15 protein-coding genes are annotated in these 16,885 nt (G+C 28.2%); 10 read left to right on the top strand and 5 right to left on the bottom strand.

All coding sequences use genetic code 11. The annotated features are described in order from the left end of the window. Positions 1-478 precede the first annotated feature (478 nt). From C4S76_RS02040 to C4S76_RS02030, 3 genes are all read left to right on the top strand, one after another. Positions 479-1,588, top strand: coding sequence for a hypothetical protein (locus C4S76_RS02040; protein WP_105192192.1), 1,110 nt, complete (start codon positions 479-481; stop codon positions 1,586-1,588). Between the two features lie 110 nt (positions 1,589-1,698). Continuing rightward, positions 1,699-2,898: a hypothetical protein gene (locus tag C4S76_RS02035; protein WP_146105663.1), complete on the top strand. Its 1,200-nt coding sequence runs from the start codon at positions 1,699-1,701 to the stop codon at positions 2,896-2,898. 101 nt (positions 2,899-2,999) lie between these two features. Beyond that, positions 3,000-4,160 carry a hypothetical protein gene (locus tag C4S76_RS02030; RefSeq protein WP_105192188.1) on the top strand — a complete coding sequence of 387 codons (1,161 nt, stop codon included), beginning with the start codon at positions 3,000-3,002 and terminating at the stop codon, positions 4,158-4,160. 143 nt (positions 4,161-4,303) lie between these two features. Here the strand turns inward: C4S76_RS02030 and C4S76_RS02025 are convergent, their stop codons facing one another. Continuing rightward, a complete protein-coding gene (locus tag C4S76_RS02025; RefSeq protein WP_105192187.1) occupies positions 4,304-4,627 on the bottom strand; it encodes a zinc ribbon domain-containing protein YjdM in 324 nt (107 codons plus the stop codon). Positions 4,628-4,826: 199 nt separating this feature from the next. On the opposite strand from C4S76_RS02025, the gene proB reads away from it, so the two are divergent. Together proB and C4S76_RS02015 are read left to right on the top strand one after the other, a co-directional pair. After that, positions 4,827-5,900 (top strand): glutamate 5-kinase, encoded by a 1,074-nt coding sequence (gene proB, locus C4S76_RS02020; protein WP_221404967.1) that lies wholly within the window; start codon positions 4,827-4,829, stop codon positions 5,898-5,900. Then, positions 5,901-7,151 (top strand): glutamate-5-semialdehyde dehydrogenase, encoded by a 1,251-nt coding sequence (locus C4S76_RS02015; RefSeq protein WP_105192183.1) that lies wholly within the window; start codon positions 5,901-5,903, stop codon positions 7,149-7,151. A gap of 255 nt (positions 7,152-7,406) precedes the next feature. Here the strand turns inward: C4S76_RS02015 and C4S76_RS02010 are convergent, their stop codons facing one another. Together C4S76_RS02010 and C4S76_RS02005 are read right to left on the bottom strand one after the other, a co-directional pair. Next, entirely contained in the window at positions 7,407-8,057 is a 651-nt protein-coding gene (locus C4S76_RS02010; protein WP_105192181.1) for an NAD(P)-dependent oxidoreductase, read from the bottom strand. Between the two features lie 69 nt (positions 8,058-8,126). Then, positions 8,127-8,534 carry an Rrf2 family transcriptional regulator gene (locus tag C4S76_RS02005; RefSeq protein WP_105192179.1) on the bottom strand — a complete coding sequence of 136 codons (408 nt, stop codon included), beginning with the start codon at positions 8,532-8,534 and terminating at the stop codon, positions 8,127-8,129. Between the two features lie 419 nt (positions 8,535-8,953). Between C4S76_RS02005 and C4S76_RS02000 the strand changes: the two genes are divergently transcribed. Further along, positions 8,954-9,145, top strand: coding sequence for a hypothetical protein (locus C4S76_RS02000; protein WP_105192177.1), 192 nt, complete (start codon positions 8,954-8,956; stop codon positions 9,143-9,145). A gap of 8 nt (positions 9,146-9,153) precedes the next feature. Then, positions 9,154-9,732, top strand: coding sequence for a DUF4349 domain-containing protein (locus C4S76_RS01995; RefSeq protein ID WP_146105661.1), 579 nt, complete (start codon positions 9,154-9,156; stop codon positions 9,730-9,732). Between the two features lie 109 nt (positions 9,733-9,841). Here the strand turns inward: C4S76_RS01995 and C4S76_RS01990 are convergent, their stop codons facing one another. Then, complete coding sequence (locus tag C4S76_RS01990; RefSeq protein ID WP_105192173.1) at positions 9,842-10,765, bottom strand: ribonuclease Z; 924 nt, start codon at positions 10,763-10,765, stop codon at positions 9,842-9,844. Between the two features lie 300 nt (positions 10,766-11,065). Here C4S76_RS01990 and dctA point away from each other — a divergent pair, with 300 nt between their 5' ends. From dctA to C4S76_RS01975, 3 genes are all read left to right on the top strand, one after another. Continuing rightward, positions 11,066-12,364, top strand: a complete 1,299-nt coding sequence (gene dctA, locus C4S76_RS01985; RefSeq protein ID WP_105192171.1) for a C4-dicarboxylate transporter DctA — start codon at positions 11,066-11,068, stop codon at positions 12,362-12,364. 102 nt (positions 12,365-12,466) lie between these two features. Next, positions 12,467-12,877, top strand: coding sequence for a protease complex subunit PrcB family protein (locus tag C4S76_RS01980; protein WP_181044027.1), 411 nt, complete (start codon positions 12,467-12,469; stop codon positions 12,875-12,877). An 8-nt stretch (positions 12,878-12,885) separates the two neighbouring features. Beyond that, positions 12,886-14,064 (top strand): cysteine desulfurase family protein, encoded by a 1,179-nt coding sequence (locus C4S76_RS01975; RefSeq protein ID WP_105192167.1) that lies wholly within the window; start codon positions 12,886-12,888, stop codon positions 14,062-14,064. Here the strand turns inward: C4S76_RS01975 and C4S76_RS01970 are convergent. Continuing rightward, on the bottom strand, positions 14,045-16,882 hold the full coding sequence (locus C4S76_RS01970; RefSeq protein ID WP_105192165.1) for a gluzincin family metallopeptidase: 2,838 nt from the start codon (positions 16,880-16,882) through the stop codon (positions 14,045-14,047). The genes C4S76_RS01975 and C4S76_RS01970 overlap by 20 nt on opposite strands. Positions 16,883-16,885 lie beyond the last annotated feature (3 nt).

Below are 16,885 nucleotides of genomic sequence, written 5' to 3'. Positions count from 1 at the left end.
ATTATTTTATTTTTATCTTATTTTTAATGCATTTTCATTTAATAACATAGTATTAATACAAAAAATACTCTATTTACATACTAATTATAAAAATAGAAACATACATTACACCATAAATATAAATAGTATTCACTAATAGTCTGAAAATATAAATTCAATTTCAATATTATTGAATGTATTTAAAAACTCTCCATGAATTATTTCTAAATTATTTTATGATAGATTACAAATGTGATATTTCCAAATTCCATTGCAAAAGCAAGTATATATGAAAAAAATCCTCAACAACATTTATTTTTAAATATTATAAAATACAATATATTTTCACCATTATTATTTTTAAAAAAAATAATTGTTTTAATATAAAAATAAATTAAATTTGTATTATTTTAATGAATAAAAAAAATAAAAAAATCTATTAGTTCTTTTATTTTGTCATATGGGCTAAAAAATATTTTAAATATTTAATAAATTAAAAATGAAAAAAAAATTATTCTTAGTTAGCTTATTATCATCTTACAATTTGATCTTTTCTCAAATAGGTATCGGCACAGACAAACCCGATCCTTCTGCTATACTAGACATTAACGCAGATCAAACATCTCAAAAAAAAGGCGTTCTGTTTCCCAGAGTGGCACTAACTTCAAGTACAGATATTGTTACTATCCCAAAACCTACTGTCGGATTGATCGTCTTTAATACAGGGGAAAATCCCGGATTTACGACTCGAAGTTTTTATTACTGGGACGGAACTGAATGGAGGCTCCTTGACAGTAGTACAGCCATAGAACCTTCCGTAAATTCCCTTCAATGTGAAAATGCTATGCTTACCCCTCCTAGATATATTGCGGGTCAAAAATATTCAGGAACTATTACCCTTCCCTATATTATGGGAAATGGAGGAAAATATACTAATAATGGTATCTTAGAAGAAAACGGTTTAAGTTATGGACTGCAACCTGGAACATTAAATTTTGGAAATGGAACACTTTCTTATACGGTAACCGGATCCCCATCAGTATCTTCTCCTACTGGTACAAAATTTACCCTTAAATTTTTAGATAAGTCCTGTGAGGTTACCTTAGGAACCCTAAATGAAATTAAAACGGTTAATTTTGCCCGTAAAAATACTTCCCCTATTGATATATTTACACCTGAAAATTCTGTGACAAAAATCGGAAATTTAGAAGTAAGATATAATGGTACGGATCCTACAATAAATGGTTTTATAGAGTTCAGACCTTTAATTCCGACCCATGTTACTCTTAAATATGATAAAGTTGGGTATGGAGGACAAAATCTTGAAATATATGGAACAATACCTGCAAGTAATGATGGTACTTGGTATAAAACAGTAACGGATGGTGTTTGGAATTGGGGATGGGGAGTTCCTTCTTCTACATCTGGTTCTTTTCCGGATTTAAGTGCTTTAAACAGAGATATAGGCACGGTTTTAATTACTTTTCAAAACAATACAACACAGGAAGTTTATAGAGTCAGTGTAAATATAAACGATGCTATTCCGGCTTATAATAGAATTCCTGCAATTAAGTCAGGAGTTACGTTTTTCATTGAAAAATTAGAGTAATAGCATTTAAGAAGCATATTTAAACTTTTATTGATCTTACAATTAATATATGCTTTTTCTTTTTTTTAACCAATTATTTCCTTAATACTATAATGAAAAAAAATAAAATAATGAAAAAAAAATTATTCTTATTAACTTTATTATCCTTTTCCTATTTTGTCTTTTCTCAGGTAGGGATAGGTACTAAAAACCCTGATCCTTCTTCCGCATTAGACATTAACGTAGAACAAATTAATCCCAAAAAAGGAGTTTTATTTCCTAATGTGACTTTATTATCTATCGACGATAAAACGACTATTCCTAATCCCGCCATAGGTTTGGTAATTTATAATACAGGAAAAAATAAAAATTTTTCTACACCCGGTTTTTATTTTTGGAACGGAACCGAATGGAGACTTCTTGACAGTAGCTCCGGAATTAACCCCTCTATCAACACATTACAATGTGGAAGTGCTATGCTTACTCCTCCCAGATATGAGAAGGGGAAAACTTATTTTGGTACTATTACTCTGCCCTATACCATGGGAAATGGAGGAAAATATTTTTCCGGTGTATCTAAAACTGTAAATGGACTTACTTATGTATTGCAAGGAGGTGAGTTAAATTATGGAAATGGAAATCTTTTTTACACAGTTACCGGAACTCCTACTGTATCATCACCTGAAGGTTCTTTATTTGAACTGAATTTTTTAGATAAATCCTGCAAAGCTACCTTAGGAGATCTTAACGAAATTAAATCTATCCAATATGCACGAAAATATACTGATACTATTAATGCCGATAAAGTAATAATTAATAATAAAAATAATGAAGTTGTTGTAAAGGAAGGCACTACACTTCGTTCTGTAACAACAATAGGAAATATACAAGTTAGATATAATGCTACGAAAATATCTTCAGGGCATGATAGTTTTATTGAATTCCATCCTTTAGTAGATACCTACGTTACTATTAAATACGACAAAGCAGGTGCCGGAGGACAAAATCTTGAACTATGGGGAAAAATAGCTGCTAAATCAAAATTTTACAAGCTAAATGAAGAAACACATAAAGTTGAAGCTAAAGATTTATGGTATAAATTAGCTGATGATTCTTGGACTAATCCTGCAGTTTATCCACCTTATTCTTCAGGTGCATATCCCGACTTAAATTCCGGTTTAAGGGATTTAGGTACGGTTATAATTATATTTCACAATACTCAAGAAATATACAGAGTCACACTTAATGTAAACGGAAATATAGCCAGAGGAAACATACTAGATGAAGATGTCCCTTCAGGGGTTACTATATTTATAGAAAAGCTGGATTAACTTAGTAATTTTTTTTAGATATAACTAGATAATAAAACACAATTAGATCATTTTTTTTAACAAAATAAAAATAATTCTTTTAAAAACTTAACAAAGTAAAAATGAAAAAAAAATTTTTCTTTCTCTTTATAATTATATTTTATAATTATATTTTTTCACAGATAAACATAGGTTCTGTGTCTACAGATTCTTCTGCCATATTAGACATTAACGTAAATCATTTATCTGGCAAAAAAAAAGGAGTATTATTTCCGAAAGTAGCTTTAAAATCTATTTATGATACTATTACAATACCTAACCCTGCTAAAAGCCTGATAGTGTATAATACTGGAGAAAAAGCAGGATTATCAGTACCTGGATTTTATTTTTGGAATGATAATGAATGGAGATTACTGGATAATAGCTCCGGAACAGCCCCTAAAATTGATTCATTACAATGTGGTAATGCTTACCTAACCCCTCCTAAATATATAAAGGACCAAGAATACAATGGGACCATAACCCTTCCTTACACCATGGGTAACGGAGGCAGATTTAAAGCCGGTCAACCTAAAAAAGTAAATGGACTTACCTATGTTCTACAACCCGGAAAGTTAAATTACGGAAATGGAAATATTTATTATACGGTCACCGGAAAACCTGATATATCTTCTCCTAAACCTTCAAAATTTGAACTCTCTTTCTTAGATAAAACCTGTACAGATAGCTTAGGAGACCTTAACGAAATTAAACCTGTGATGTATGCACGAAAATATACCTCTCCTATTAATGAAAAAACTCCCGCTCGATCTGTAACTACTATAGGGAATATTACTGTACGATACAATGGAACGCATGTATCTACAGCTCAAGATAGTTATATTGAATTCAGACCTCTAGTTAACACACATGTCACCATCAAATATGAAAAAGCCGGTGGTGGAGGACAAAATCTTCAATTATGGGGCAAAATACCTGCTTATAAGGACGGAAATTGGTATAAATTAGCAGATGAATCTTGGGGTGGTAGTGGCATGCCTAATTATTCTTCAGGCGGTAGAACTTACCCAGATTTAAACTCAGGACTTAGAGACATAGGTTCAGTTTTACTTGTTCTTCACCAAACACAGGAAGTATATAGAATTACCCTTAACGTAAATGGTAAAATTGATGATCAAGAAAAAGCCATTCAAGGTTTGAAAGATGACCAAATAGATAAATTAAACCCTCCTATACCTTCAGTAGAATCCGGAGTAACAATATTCATAGAAAAATTGGAATAATTTTAATAAGTAAAGATATAAAACCCAAAAAGGTATCTTTTAATAAAAAGATACCTTTTTGGGTTTTCTTAAATCTTTGTTTTTAATAATAAAAATTTCTTAATTGTAAAAATTGTTTAGACTTTTCTCAACTAATTAATTGCTTATTTTTTAAGAAAGCAGGTTTTTAAAACTATTCCTGAACCATCTATTTTACATTCTACTTCTTCAGGATTATTTGTCAGCCGAATGCTTTTTACTTTTGTTCCTCTTTTAATTACCATAGAAGAACCCTTAACTTTAAGATCTTTGATTACGGTTACAGCATCTCCATCCTTCAGTTCAGCGCCATTACTGTCTTTAGAAATAACAGAAATTTCTTTTTCTTCTAATGTCCATTCATAAAAACAATCCGGGCAAACATAAGAAGTTCCGTCAAAATAAGTATTTTGCATAGAGCACTTCGGACACGGTATTACATCTATCATTATTTATTATTTTAAATATTTTTGAAAGCAAAAATAAATATTTTATACTGCTCCTACAACCTTGAAGAAATTATATCTAAGGATTCTTTTACCTTCTCATTTTTATTTATTCAGAATAAATCATCCCTAATGAGTAATAAACATTAAATGAAATTAAAGTTTTAACTTTGTTTTTCAATCTTATTGCTTTGTTATGAAAATGAGAATTGTTATAAAAATCGGAAGTCAAATACTTACCCGAAAAGATGGTTCTTTAGACATTACACAAATGTCTGATATAGTAGATCAAATTTCCGAATTATATAAAAATAATATAGAAATCATATTAGTATCTTCTGGTGCGGTAGCTTCGGGAAAAACAGAAATTTCACCTTCCATTAAATTGGACAGCATTTCTGCACGACAACTCTACTCTGCTATAGGCCAGGTAAAATTAATGAATCGTTACAGCGATCTTTTTCACCAGCAAGGAATTACCTGTGGACAAATTCTAACCACCAAGGAAGATTTCGCTACCCGTCGCCATTACTTAAATCAAAGAAATTGTATGAATATTATGTTAGAGAGCGGAATTATTCCTATAGTGAATGAAAACGATACAATTTCTGTTAATGAACTTATGTTTACTGATAATGACGAACTTTCGGGGCTGGTTGCTAGCATGATGGATTGTAAAAAACTGATATTATTAAGTAATATAGACGGTATTTTTACCGGAGATCCTGAAAAACCGGAATCTCTATTAATCCGTGAAATAGAAACAGACAAACAATCTATTGAAAAATATATACAAACTTCCAAATCTTCTATGGGACGAGGAGGAATGAAAACCAAATATAACATTGCTCGTAAGGTAGCGGAAGAAGGAATAGAAGTAATTATTGCTAATGGACGAACCGAAAATATACTTTTAAAAATAGTTAAGGAACAAGAGGTAAATGCAACCCGCTTTGTGCCCTCTACTAAATCTATTTCATGCGTAAAAAAGTGGATTGCTCATTCTGATGATTTTACTAAAGGAATTATTTATATAAATAAAGGTGCCTGTGAAGCTTTACTGGGAGATACTGCCGTAAGCCTATTACCTATTGGGATAGTAAAGGTAACGGGAAATTTTGAAGCCGATGATATCGTACAAATTAAGGATGAAAATGGAAAACAAATCGGTATAGGACGTACTTCGTATAGCAGTACAATGGCTAAAGAGTTAATAGGCAAAAGTCATAAAAGACCTATTATACACTATGATTATTTATATCTAGAAAGTAATTAAATGAAAAGTTATATACAACTATTTAAACAAGCAAAAAATGCCGGAACAGAGCTAAACTTGCTTTCTGAAAAAAAAATAAATGAATTACTTGAGTTAATCGCTCAAAAAACAGAAAAAAATATAACAAAAATTCTCTCTGAAAATCAAAAAGATTTGGAGAAAATGGACCCTATCCTTCCTAAATATGATCGTTTACTTTTAAATGAACAAAGAATAACAGATATCATTTCAGACCTACATAAGGTTAAGTCTCTGCCCTATCCGGTCGGTAAAATTATAGCTAAAAGAAAACTGGATAATGGATTGCAACTTTCTAAAATCTCGGTTCCTTTCGGTGTCATCGGTATTATATTTGAATCCCGCCCTAATGTATGTTTTGATGTTTTTTCCTTATGCCTAAAGTCCGGTAATGCTTGTATACTGAAAGGGGGATCAGAAGCAGCTTACTCCAATGCAATAATCTCCGAAATCATACGTAGTACATTAAAAGAAAAAAACATAAACCCTGATATATGTACTTTATTGCCTAACGACAGATCTGCTACAGAGCAGTTATTAACTGCACGAGAGTATGTTGATTTAATAATTCCTAGAGGAGGTAAGGAACTTATTAATTTTGTACGTGAAAATTCACTTATACCTATTATTGAAACCGGGGCAGGAGTTTGCCATACCTATTTCCACCAAGAAGGAAATAAAGAAATAGGAAAAAATATTATTACCAATGCTAAAACTAGAAAAGTTAGTGTTTGTAATTCTTTGGATTGTTTAATTATTGACAAATATCGCTTACCTGATCTTGCCTATTTGTGTAAAGATTTGATGAAACAAAATGTACTGATTTATGCTGATGATCTTGCTTATGAAAATTTATTGAATCAATATCCTAATGAATTATTAAAAAAAGTAAATTCTAAAAGTTATGGTACAGAGTTTTTAGATTATAAAATGTCCATTAAAACAGTTGAATCTATAAATGAAGCTATTAATCACATTAATCTATACGGTTCACGCCATAGTGAAGCTATTATTAGTGAAAATAAGGAGGCCATTAAATTATTTGAAAGGCGGGTAGACGCAGCTTGTGTTTATATTAATGCCTCTACAGCTTTTACAGATGGATCCCAATTAGGTTGGGGAGCTGAAATTGGCATAAGTACACAAAAAATGCATGCTCGCGGACCTATGGCATTGGAGGAATTATGTACATATAAATGGATAATACAAGGTAATGGACAAATACGTAGGTAAATATTTGTTTCAAAAAAACCTTCTATTAATTATACTTTTCAACCTTTAATTATTTACTTTATTTAAATTTAGTAAGGAATATACTCATAATAAAATCACAATCTTTTTTAAATATTTATATTGAATTTCATTTTTAAAAGTTTGAAAAAATTAAATCATCTTGAAACATAACTTAATTAAAAAAACGGTATATAATTTTTTCTTGAAAAATCAAAAATTAATAATAAAAAAGGAGCCGAATAGCTCCTTTTTTATTTAGTAGCCTATAGTAAATCTTTGTTGATGATGTTGAGGATTCTCTAATTCATCTACCATAGCTTTTGCATAGTCTTGTACCGAAATTTTACTATTTCCCTGCTCATCTGTGATTAAGTGATCTAAACCTAAACGATAATGAGTAGTCCTTTTTCCTGGTTCTATAACTCCTGCGGGAGAAAAAAACACCCAGTCTAGTTCTTTCTCCGGCAGAAATTGCTCTTTTAAAACCAAAGCCAATGCTTTTACTCCGGGTAGAATTTCCTTAGGTATCGCACCACTATCTATCACTGTTTTATTTGGAGATGCCCATAGGCTTCCGGCTCCTCCTACAGCTTGTAATCTTTTAATTCCAGCCAATTTTACCGCTGCAATAATAGACTGATAGCCTTTAATGGTTTCTTCATATATTTCAGGATTTGTCCACCCTGGATTATATGCACTTATTACTGCATCGTTACCTTTCAAAGCCTTTGATAATTTTTCTTTATTAAAAATATCTACACTTATTTTGTTTAAATGTTTGTTTTCTATCTTTATCTTATCAACAGATCGTGCAATAGCTGTAACTTCAAAACCTCTATTTAACAACTCTTTTACTATTTCTGAGCCAACAAATCCTGTGGCTCCGATTAATGCTACTTTCTTCATAATTATATATTTTTTTAATTTAATTCAAAAAACTGTAACTAAAATTAAAACAGTTTTAGTCAAAAAAAATTAGAATTTTTTGCTAAAATCAAATAAAGTTATGGTTTCTAATTTTTTTAATACAACTTTTTCAATAGTATTAGTTAATTCACTTATATTTTGATTTATTTTGTTACCTATGTTACATTTGGGATTGGGGTCTTTTAATAGTTTTCCTAATAATTGTGAATTATACACACTGGAGTAGATTTCAGATAAAAGTATTTTTTGTGGTAATCTACTTAACTTGCTTCCTCCGTTTTTTCCTTCTTTGGTTTGTATAAATCCATGTTTATTTAAATTTGATAATTCTTTACGCACTAACACAGGATTTACATTTATACTCCCTGAAATAAATTCTGAAGAAAGCCAATCCTCTGAATTTTTAACCATAAGAGTAAGTATATGCATAGAAATTATAAAACGTTTATCATTCATTACTGTAATTATTTAAATTACAGTTCAAATATATTCATTATTTTTTATCTAACAAATTATTTACTTCATTTCAAATGGTAAAATATTTTATTAACATATATTTATAATTTATTTAATCCTAATTTCTACTATATAGAGTTAATTAAAAATCAACTCTGATTGTTTAATACATTAAAGTCTTAAAAGAGACATTAAAATCTCATGATTTATTTAATATATGTAATTAGAATTAGGAATATTAACTTGTAAAAACTTTTTTACTACTTAATACTCCTCATAATTTTATTTTACAATTAATTAAAAAACACCTGATAATCAGCATATAAATTTTGTAAAACCCTATTACAATTATTTTATAAGAGTTTAGTAATTATTTACAATAGTCAGCCTTATACTTTTGAGAAACAAAAATTTTAATCATGAAAACAAAAAACTTTCTATTTCTATCTTTACTTTTTTATTTTTTATTAATAAGTTGTGATAAAAAACAGCTTTCTGATCAAACAACAGAGACTAAAAATATAATTTTTGATAGTACATCTTCTGTTAATGGAATACAAAATCCTAACAAAAAATTTATTCATAAGGCTGATATATTAATATTGAAGTAAAAGATGCTTTGAAATCTACTTTGACTATAGAAAAAAATGTAATAAAATTAGGTGGATATGTAGGCAAAAGTGAATTAAATTCTCAAATAATTTCTGAAAAGATAACTCCCATATCTAAAGATAGTGCACGGGAAACTAAGGTATATAATATAACTAATTTTATGGAAGTACGTATTCCTAAAAACAATCTCAATGAATTCCTCCAATCTTTAAATCAAGAAATTGGTTTCGTAATTTCCCGAAATTTAGAAATTACAGATGTAACCATAGAAGCAAGAATTAATAATATAAAAACTAATACTAAAAAAATAGATAAAAATTTGAATAATTCTCAGGAAGAAAATTTAATTAATAAATACAAATTAAATGATCTAGTACAATATGCTACTGTGACTTTAGATTTAGTTGAAAAAGAAAACATTAAACAAACTATAATACCTAATACTAAAAATTTTACAACTTATGAAAATTCAAACTTTGGGTATCAAATTAAAACAGCTTTATATACCGGGGGAAATATTCTTCAAAAAATTATAATTGTTATATTATATATATGGCCTTTATGTATATATGGCCTTTATGGGTAATCTTAATTCTTGGATATATTATTTTAAGAAAATATAAAAAAAGTAAAATCAAATAATCTCCTATTTCCTATTCATAATAAATAAAAACTCAGTTTTATTAACTGAGTTTTTATTTAATCAATTTTTCAAAATCCATAACTTTTAATTCTTCAGGAAGCAAGGAATTTTGAAATATTTTTTTTGCTTCATTTTTAAAAACAGAAACATCTGTATATCTATTAGAAAAATGTCCTAAAATTAAATATTTTACATTTGCTTTCTTAGCTATATCAGCAGCTTGTAAAGCTGTAGTATGCTGAGTTTTATAAGCCAACGTTTTTAATTCCTCCAGAAAGGTTGATTCATGATATAATACATCTACATTTTTTATTTGAGAAACTATATCCGGTTTATATAAAGTATCTGAACAATATGCATAGCTATATGAATGAGGGGAAGATAAAGTTAGTTTACTATTACTAATTATAACACCTTCTTCTGTTTTAAAATCTTTTCCTAACTTTAAATTATAATAATCACAAATTTTTATTTCTTGAATCTTTCCAATTTCTTCCATGTTTAATTTGCGTAATTTTGGTTTTTCTTTGAATAAAAAACCATTAGTGTAAATGCGATGATTTAGGGGAATTGTATATACCCATATTTTATCATCTTCATATATCAATTCAGGATTTTTAGAGGTTAACTCAATAAAATTTATTTTAAAATTATTAAAACTTTCTGTTAATTTAAATTGAATTTCGACAAATTCTTTAATTCCTTTAGGACCATAAATATTCATGGGAGTAGTTCTTCCTAATAATTGAAAAGAGGAAAGTAAACCAATTAATCCAAAAACATGATCTCCATGTAAATGAGATATAAAAATATTATTAATTCTTGAAAATTTAGCTTTAGCCTTTCTTAATTGAACCTGTGTACCTTCACCACAATCTATTAAAAAATATCTATTATAAGTTTCTAATAGCTGAGCAGAAGGATTAAATCTCACTGTGGGAACTGCTGAATTATAACCCAAGATTGTAAGTTTCATTTTTTATGCCAAGTTATTATCAAATGCAAATATCGAATAAATCTTCAAGACTGTTTTAATTAAATTTAATAAAGTAAGTGTATTTTTTTATTATTTTTTTTTTTGAAAAAATAAATATTTAACAAGTTTCTTAATAAATAATATGTTATGAAAATAGATATATATTTACAAATACAACATATAACATATTCATTACAAGTAAGTTATACGTAATAATAATATTATTATATAGTAATAGCATATTATTTTTTTGTTTTGGATTAAATATTTATATATTACTCACCTAAAAAAATAAAAACCATGAAAATTTTAAAGAATTTATACGTACAAGTAATTATTGCTATTATTATTGGTATTTTAATCGGATATTTTTTCCCAAGTAATGATATAGTTAATGCCCAAGGAGTAAGTGAACATTTCCCCGGATTAGGTGAAAAACTAAAACCTTTAGGTGATGGTTTTATTAAACTGATTAAGATGATTGTAGGCCCTCTAATTTTTTGTACGATTGTATTGGGAATTGCAGGTATGGAAGACACTAAAAAAGTTGGGAAAGTAGGTGCTACAGCGATTATTTACTTTGAAATTATGACCACTATAGCATTAATTATCGGATTAATATTTGTAAATGTTTTAAAACCCGGAGATAATATGCATGTGGATCCTCATTCTTTAGATGCCTCGCATGTTGGAACCTATATAGAAAAAAGTAAAGAAGATCATGGAATTGTAAATTTTATTATTGATATGATTCCTGAAAACGTAATTGCTTCCATAGCATCTAATAATTTACTACAAGTTTTAGTATTTGCTGTTTTATTTGGATTTGCTATGACAAAGATAGGTACTAAAGCTTCTCAACCCGTGTTAAATGTAATGCAATCTTTTTTGGATGGATTATTTGCTATTATTAAAATGATCATGTATTTGGCTCCTTTAGGAGCTTTAGGAGCTATGGGATATACCATTGGAGTTTATGGCCTTAAAGTTTTAGCTAATTTAGGAATGCTTATTTTGTGTTTTTATTTAACCTGTGCTGTTTTTGTTTTCTTAGTTATAGGCTCTGTTCTTTATTATAATAAAATAAATGTATTTAAATTTTTATTATACATCAAAGAAGAGATTTTACTTGTATTAGGTACCTCTTCTTCAGAATCCGCTCTGCCTGGAATTATGAAAAAAATGGAAAAAATAGGTTGTTCTAAATCAGTAGTCGGTTTAGTCATTCCTACCGGATATTCTTTTAATCTTGATGGAACTTCTATATATTTAACCATGGCTGCTGTATTTATTTCTCAAGCCTTAGACAAGCATTTGAACTTACAGCAAGAAATCGCTCTTTTATTAGTATTATTGCTTACCTCTAAAGGAGCTGCAGGAGTTACGGGCAGCGGATTTATTACACTTGCTGCAACTCTTCCTGTTGTCGGTCATGTTCCGGTTGAATCAGTTGCTTTAATTTTTGGTATAGATAAATTTATGAGTGAAGCTAGAGCAATAACCAATATTATAGGAAATGCTACAGCCACAATTGTAGTAGCACGTAGAGAAAAAGAATTCGATTCGGAAAAGGCTAAAAAAATTCTAATTTCTCAATAACTTTTTATAGTTTCTATTCCCATCTATATTTATTATTTTTGTATAATGAACTTATTTAAAGTAATTCATTCTATTTTATTATTCATATGTATTCTTTTCATTATGAATTGTCATACTGTAAAGCAAAATACATCTAATAATTCTTGTATAAATTTTCGTATAATTGAGTCAGGAGCATATGGAGGATTTTCTTATCCTTTCCATATGCTCGTTAAAAATAAAAAAGATTTTGATTCTCTTTTCACTGAGTTTCATAAAAATATTTTTCCTATTGTTCATAGAAAATATTCACCTAAAAAAGATTATATTTTTATAACTTTTGGAGAAAAATCTAATGGAGGTTTAGAATATTCCGTTCATAAAGTAGAAAGAAAAAATCAATCAATTATTGTAAAATTGCAAACTATCCAAGAAAATGGAACTATACTTTCTACTGATGCCATAGCTACTCCTTATATTATTGCTGAAATAGAGAAAACAAATTCAAACAATGTATATTTAAAATTAGAATAAAGATTACAATGAAGAAGATATATTTAGATAGTGCTGCCTCTACCATTATAGATAAACGTGTGATTGAAGTTATGATGGAATCTATGAATGAAGATTATGGAAACCCCTCTTCTACTCATAGTTTTGGACAGGAAGGAAAAGCTAAAATTGAAGCTGCTAGAAAATGCATTGCCCAATGGCTTAATGTTCCTCCTCATGAAATCATTTTTACTTCTTGTGGTACTGAATCCAATAATTTGATCCTTAGATCCTGCGTTGAAAATTTAGGAATAAAGCGGATTATATCTTCTCCTTTAGAACATAAAAGTGTTTTAGAAACCATTCGTGACTTAAGGGAAAAACACAATGACCTTGAAATTATTTTCCTTCCTCTTAAAGATAAAAAAGGAAATTTAAATTTTGAAACTCTTGAAGAATATTTAATGGAAAATAAGCCTACATTAGTTTCATTAATGCATGCAAATAACGAAATAGGAAACTTAATTGACTTAAACTATGTGGGCAGTTTATGTAAGAAATATAATGCTCTTTTCCACTCAGATACTGTTCAAACAATGGGTCATTATTTAATAGATCTTGCAAACTTACCTCTTAATTTTGCTACATGTAGTGCGCATAAATTACATGGTCCTAAAGGAGTGGGATTTGTGTATATAAAAAAAACTTCCGGTTTAAAAAGCATAATTACAGGAGGATCCCAAGAAAGAAATATGCGTGCAGGTACAGAGAATGTTTATGGTATTGTAGGGTTGGGAAAAGCTTTTGATTGTGCTATGAAAGAATTAGAGCAAAGAAAAATGCAAATAGAAAAATTAAAGCAATATACTATTGAACAGTTAACGAATCATATACCTGGCATAACATTTAATGGCACTTGTCAAGAAAATTCACAAAGCATATACACCTTAATCAGTATATTACTGCCCATACCCAATACTTTAGTAGGCTTTCAACTCGATATTAAAGGTATAGCTGTATCTCAGGGAAGTGCTTGTTCATCAGGTGCTACCACACCTTCCAGTACCATGTTACAACTATTTAGTACTGAAGAACTCATGAATAGTACAACATTACGGATTTCTTTTAGTCATTACAATTCTAAAGAAGATATTGATGCTTTAGTAAGTGCTTTATCTGAAATATATCAAAAAGCGACAATTAACAAAACTAATACCATCCACGTCTAAGATGGTTAACCACTGCAGAAAGATTAAAATTAAATGTAAACCTTATATTTGAAAAATAATTTTTCATTGCAGGTTCAAACCCTAATGTAGATTGCATTGGGAAATAAAGTTCTAGGAAATCTGGAATTATTCTGAGTTTAACCCCTGAATCATAAATGAATCGTATAGATTTACCATTACTTTTATAAACTCCAGCATCTGCATATAAATCAAAAAGTTTCCATAAATGTATTTCTCCATTTAATGTATTAATCCATTTACTAGCAGATTTATCTACTAAAGATTTGAACCCTCCTTCTGCCATTATATATTGCTGATACAATAATCCACTGGTTGCTGATCTTCCTAAATAATCTACATAACTAAAGCTATAATCTGTTATATGATCAATACCGAAATCAAAGTAAGTTGAATTGGATCTATTATTAAAAAAATACCCACCAAAATAACGTAAAGTTATTTTCTTATTATAAGCATATTCATGTCTATAATATATTTCCGAACTAATTTTATCAAAAAGATTTGAATGTTGGAAATCAGTTCTACCATACCACTCATTAATTATTTTTTTATCTGAATATATATAGGAAATATTTAAAAGGTTATAATGCGAATAATCATTTTTTTCTCTTAGTTTAAAAGGATCTTTTTCCCTTTCTACGCTATTAAAACCAACACTTATAGTTCTTGAAATCTCAGATCTAGGTCTTTTCTTAAAAATAAAGCTCAATCCTTCTGAATATTGTGTATATGATAGGCCTTTATCATAATGAAAGTAATTGTAATTAGAGTTTAAAGAAATTCTTCTGAATATCCCCGTTTCCATATCAATATTATAGTTGAGTGATCCTGATCCTGTTAGACTATTAGTACCTGTAGAATATGTAGGAGCGAAAGAGTACTCAAAAGGTCTTGAAAAAGGAGAACGGTTATAAAACCGTATACCTAAAATAAATTTATCATAATTATTCCATTTTACCTTAGGTTCATAAAATATTTGTGTATAATTAGGATTATCTACATCTGCGTAAAATTTCAATTGAAACCTTTTTTTATTTTTATAAAAACCTTTGGTAATTAAACTATTATCATTATCGTTTATTTCCGGAAATAGATAATTTTGGTTTATTAATAATTCATCATAATTACCTTTAGGAAAAGAATATAAAGAGTCTTTTTTTGTAGAATATACCCATTTTTCATTGACTATTTTCTTATCTTTTTTTGCTGAAATTAAAATTGGAACCGGTAATTGGGTTTTATTATAAATATTAATTTGTATACTATCTTGATTTTCTTGAGAATAAAATTTCTTTATCTTAAAATTAATTCTTTCATTTGTATTTATATAATCATTAAAAAACCAATCTAAATTACGTTTAGAGCTTTTTTCTAATGAATTTTTTAATTCTTCTGAAGTTAGTTCTTTGTCATTATTTTGTTGAACCATAGTCTTTATAGATTCTTCAAAAATATTTTTCCCAATATAATCTGAAATAAAATTGAAACTTAAACCAGTTTTAAATCCACTTATAATTATCTGATTTATATTACTTAAATTTAAATACTTTTCATTAATAGGCTGATCATAATTTTGTGTTGCAATATATCTGTAACCTAATTTATACCTGTCAGTAAGAGGTACTTTTGAAATAAAAAAATACTTCAAGGGTTTTATTTTGAATACACTTACTTCATTAGGCAAATTTCCTAATAATTTTGTATTAGGATAGAATTCTTTAATATAGTTATATTGATAATAAAATAATAATCCATTCAATATCCAATGATTAAAATTTTTATCCAACTCAATTTTTTGATTGATTACATTATAGGCAATTTGCTGGAATAATTTAAGATCTATTTGATCTTCTTCACTAAATAAATTCCATTCTTTTATCCCAAAAAAGTTGATATCGTCTACTCCTATAAAATTTTGATTTTTTTTAATTTTAGTACTAATAAATATTTTTGAAGGTAATGGTCCCAGCTTTTTATGCAAATATGACAGTTCTCGTTCTATTTTATTTTGATAAATATTTAAAAGACTATCTTTAATTCCATAGCCTATAGATACTTCTACAGAATCTTCCTTAATTTTATAATTAAATTTAATATTATTTTTTTTTGATATTAAAATACTGATTGCATCCTTACTAGTCCCCATTAAGTTATTTGAATCAATTACTTTTAAATCACTATCTATAAAATAATTATCAGGATATTGAAAGTTTATTTCATAATCTGTATTTCTGTATGGACTAAATTCAGTATCAGTAAAAGGTACTAGTAATGGTTTATTTTCTTTATATGATAAAGGCTGCAAAAAAAAATATTTTAACAAATAACTTCCATCTTTTGAATAACCATAACCTGAAATCTTATCGACGGGTAATTTTATTTTATAATTTAACTCTATCATAATAGTTTTGTCTGGCAATAAAGGTTCATATAAATAAATTTCATAAAATTCAAAATCTCTTAATAAAAATAATGCCGGTTTATTTTGAGTAAAAATAGTTAGATTTTCTATTTTTCCTCTTTCTTTAAGTTTTGAAAAATATAATACCTTATTTCGGTCCTCTAATTTTCTCTTCCCTAGCTCTGTATGATTATTGGAATATGAATTAGTGGCAGAATGGAAATAAATTGAATTTAAAGACGTCTTTGTATCATTATAAAAAAATATTTTTTGATTTACCGCTAAGGTTTTAGATAGAGTATCTAATGTAGCCGTAATTATTATTTTATCTTTTTGCGCTAAAGAAAACAGGGTAGAATTTAAGAAAAGTATAACATATATAATTTTAAAATTCATCAA

It is taken from the genome of Apibacter adventoris (assembly GCF_002964965.1).
Lineage (GTDB): Bacteria > Bacteroidota > Bacteroidia > Flavobacteriales > Weeksellaceae > Apibacter > Apibacter adventoris.
This window is presented reverse-complemented; position numbering and strand designations above follow the sequence as displayed.

Excerpts from the sequence above, each read along its gene's own strand:
- C4S76_RS01975 (WP_105192167.1), top strand. The coding sequence starts at position 12,886 with ATGAAGAAGATATATTTAGATAGTGCTGCCTCTACCATTATAGATAAA.
- C4S76_RS02010 (WP_105192181.1), bottom strand. The coding sequence starts at position 8,057 with ATGAAGAAAGTAGCATTAATCGGAGCCACAGGATTTGTTGGCTCAGAA.
- dctA (WP_105192171.1), top strand. The coding sequence starts at position 11,066 with ATGAAAATTTTAAAGAATTTATACGTACAAGTAATTATTGCTATTATT.
- proB (WP_221404967.1), top strand. The coding sequence starts at position 4,827 with ATGAGAATTGTTATAAAAATCGGAAGTCAAATACTTACCCGAAAAGAT.
- C4S76_RS01970 (WP_105192165.1), bottom strand. The coding sequence starts at position 16,882 with ATGAATTTTAAAATTATATATGTTATACTTTTCTTAAATTCTACCCTG.
- C4S76_RS02030 (WP_105192188.1), top strand. The coding sequence starts at position 3,000 with ATGAAAAAAAAATTTTTCTTTCTCTTTATAATTATATTTTATAATTAT.
- C4S76_RS01980 (WP_181044027.1), top strand. The coding sequence starts at position 12,467 with ATGAATTGTCATACTGTAAAGCAAAATACATCTAATAATTCTTGTATA.
- C4S76_RS02035 (WP_146105663.1), top strand. The coding sequence starts at position 1,699 with ATGAAAAAAAAATTATTCTTATTAACTTTATTATCCTTTTCCTATTTT.
- C4S76_RS02040 (WP_105192192.1), top strand. The coding sequence starts at position 479 with ATGAAAAAAAAATTATTCTTAGTTAGCTTATTATCATCTTACAATTTG.
- C4S76_RS02000 (WP_105192177.1), top strand. The coding sequence starts at position 8,954 with ATGAAAACAAAAAACTTTCTATTTCTATCTTTACTTTTTTATTTTTTA.
- C4S76_RS02015 (WP_105192183.1), top strand. The coding sequence starts at position 5,901 with ATGAAAAGTTATATACAACTATTTAAACAAGCAAAAAATGCCGGAACA.
- C4S76_RS02025 (WP_105192187.1), bottom strand. The coding sequence starts at position 4,627 with ATGATAGATGTAATACCGTGTCCGAAGTGCTCTATGCAAAATACTTAT.
- C4S76_RS02005 (WP_105192179.1), bottom strand. The coding sequence starts at position 8,534 with ATGAATGATAAACGTTTTATAATTTCTATGCATATACTTACTCTTATG.
- C4S76_RS01990 (WP_105192173.1), bottom strand. The coding sequence starts at position 10,765 with ATGAAACTTACAATCTTGGGTTATAATTCAGCAGTTCCCACAGTGAGA.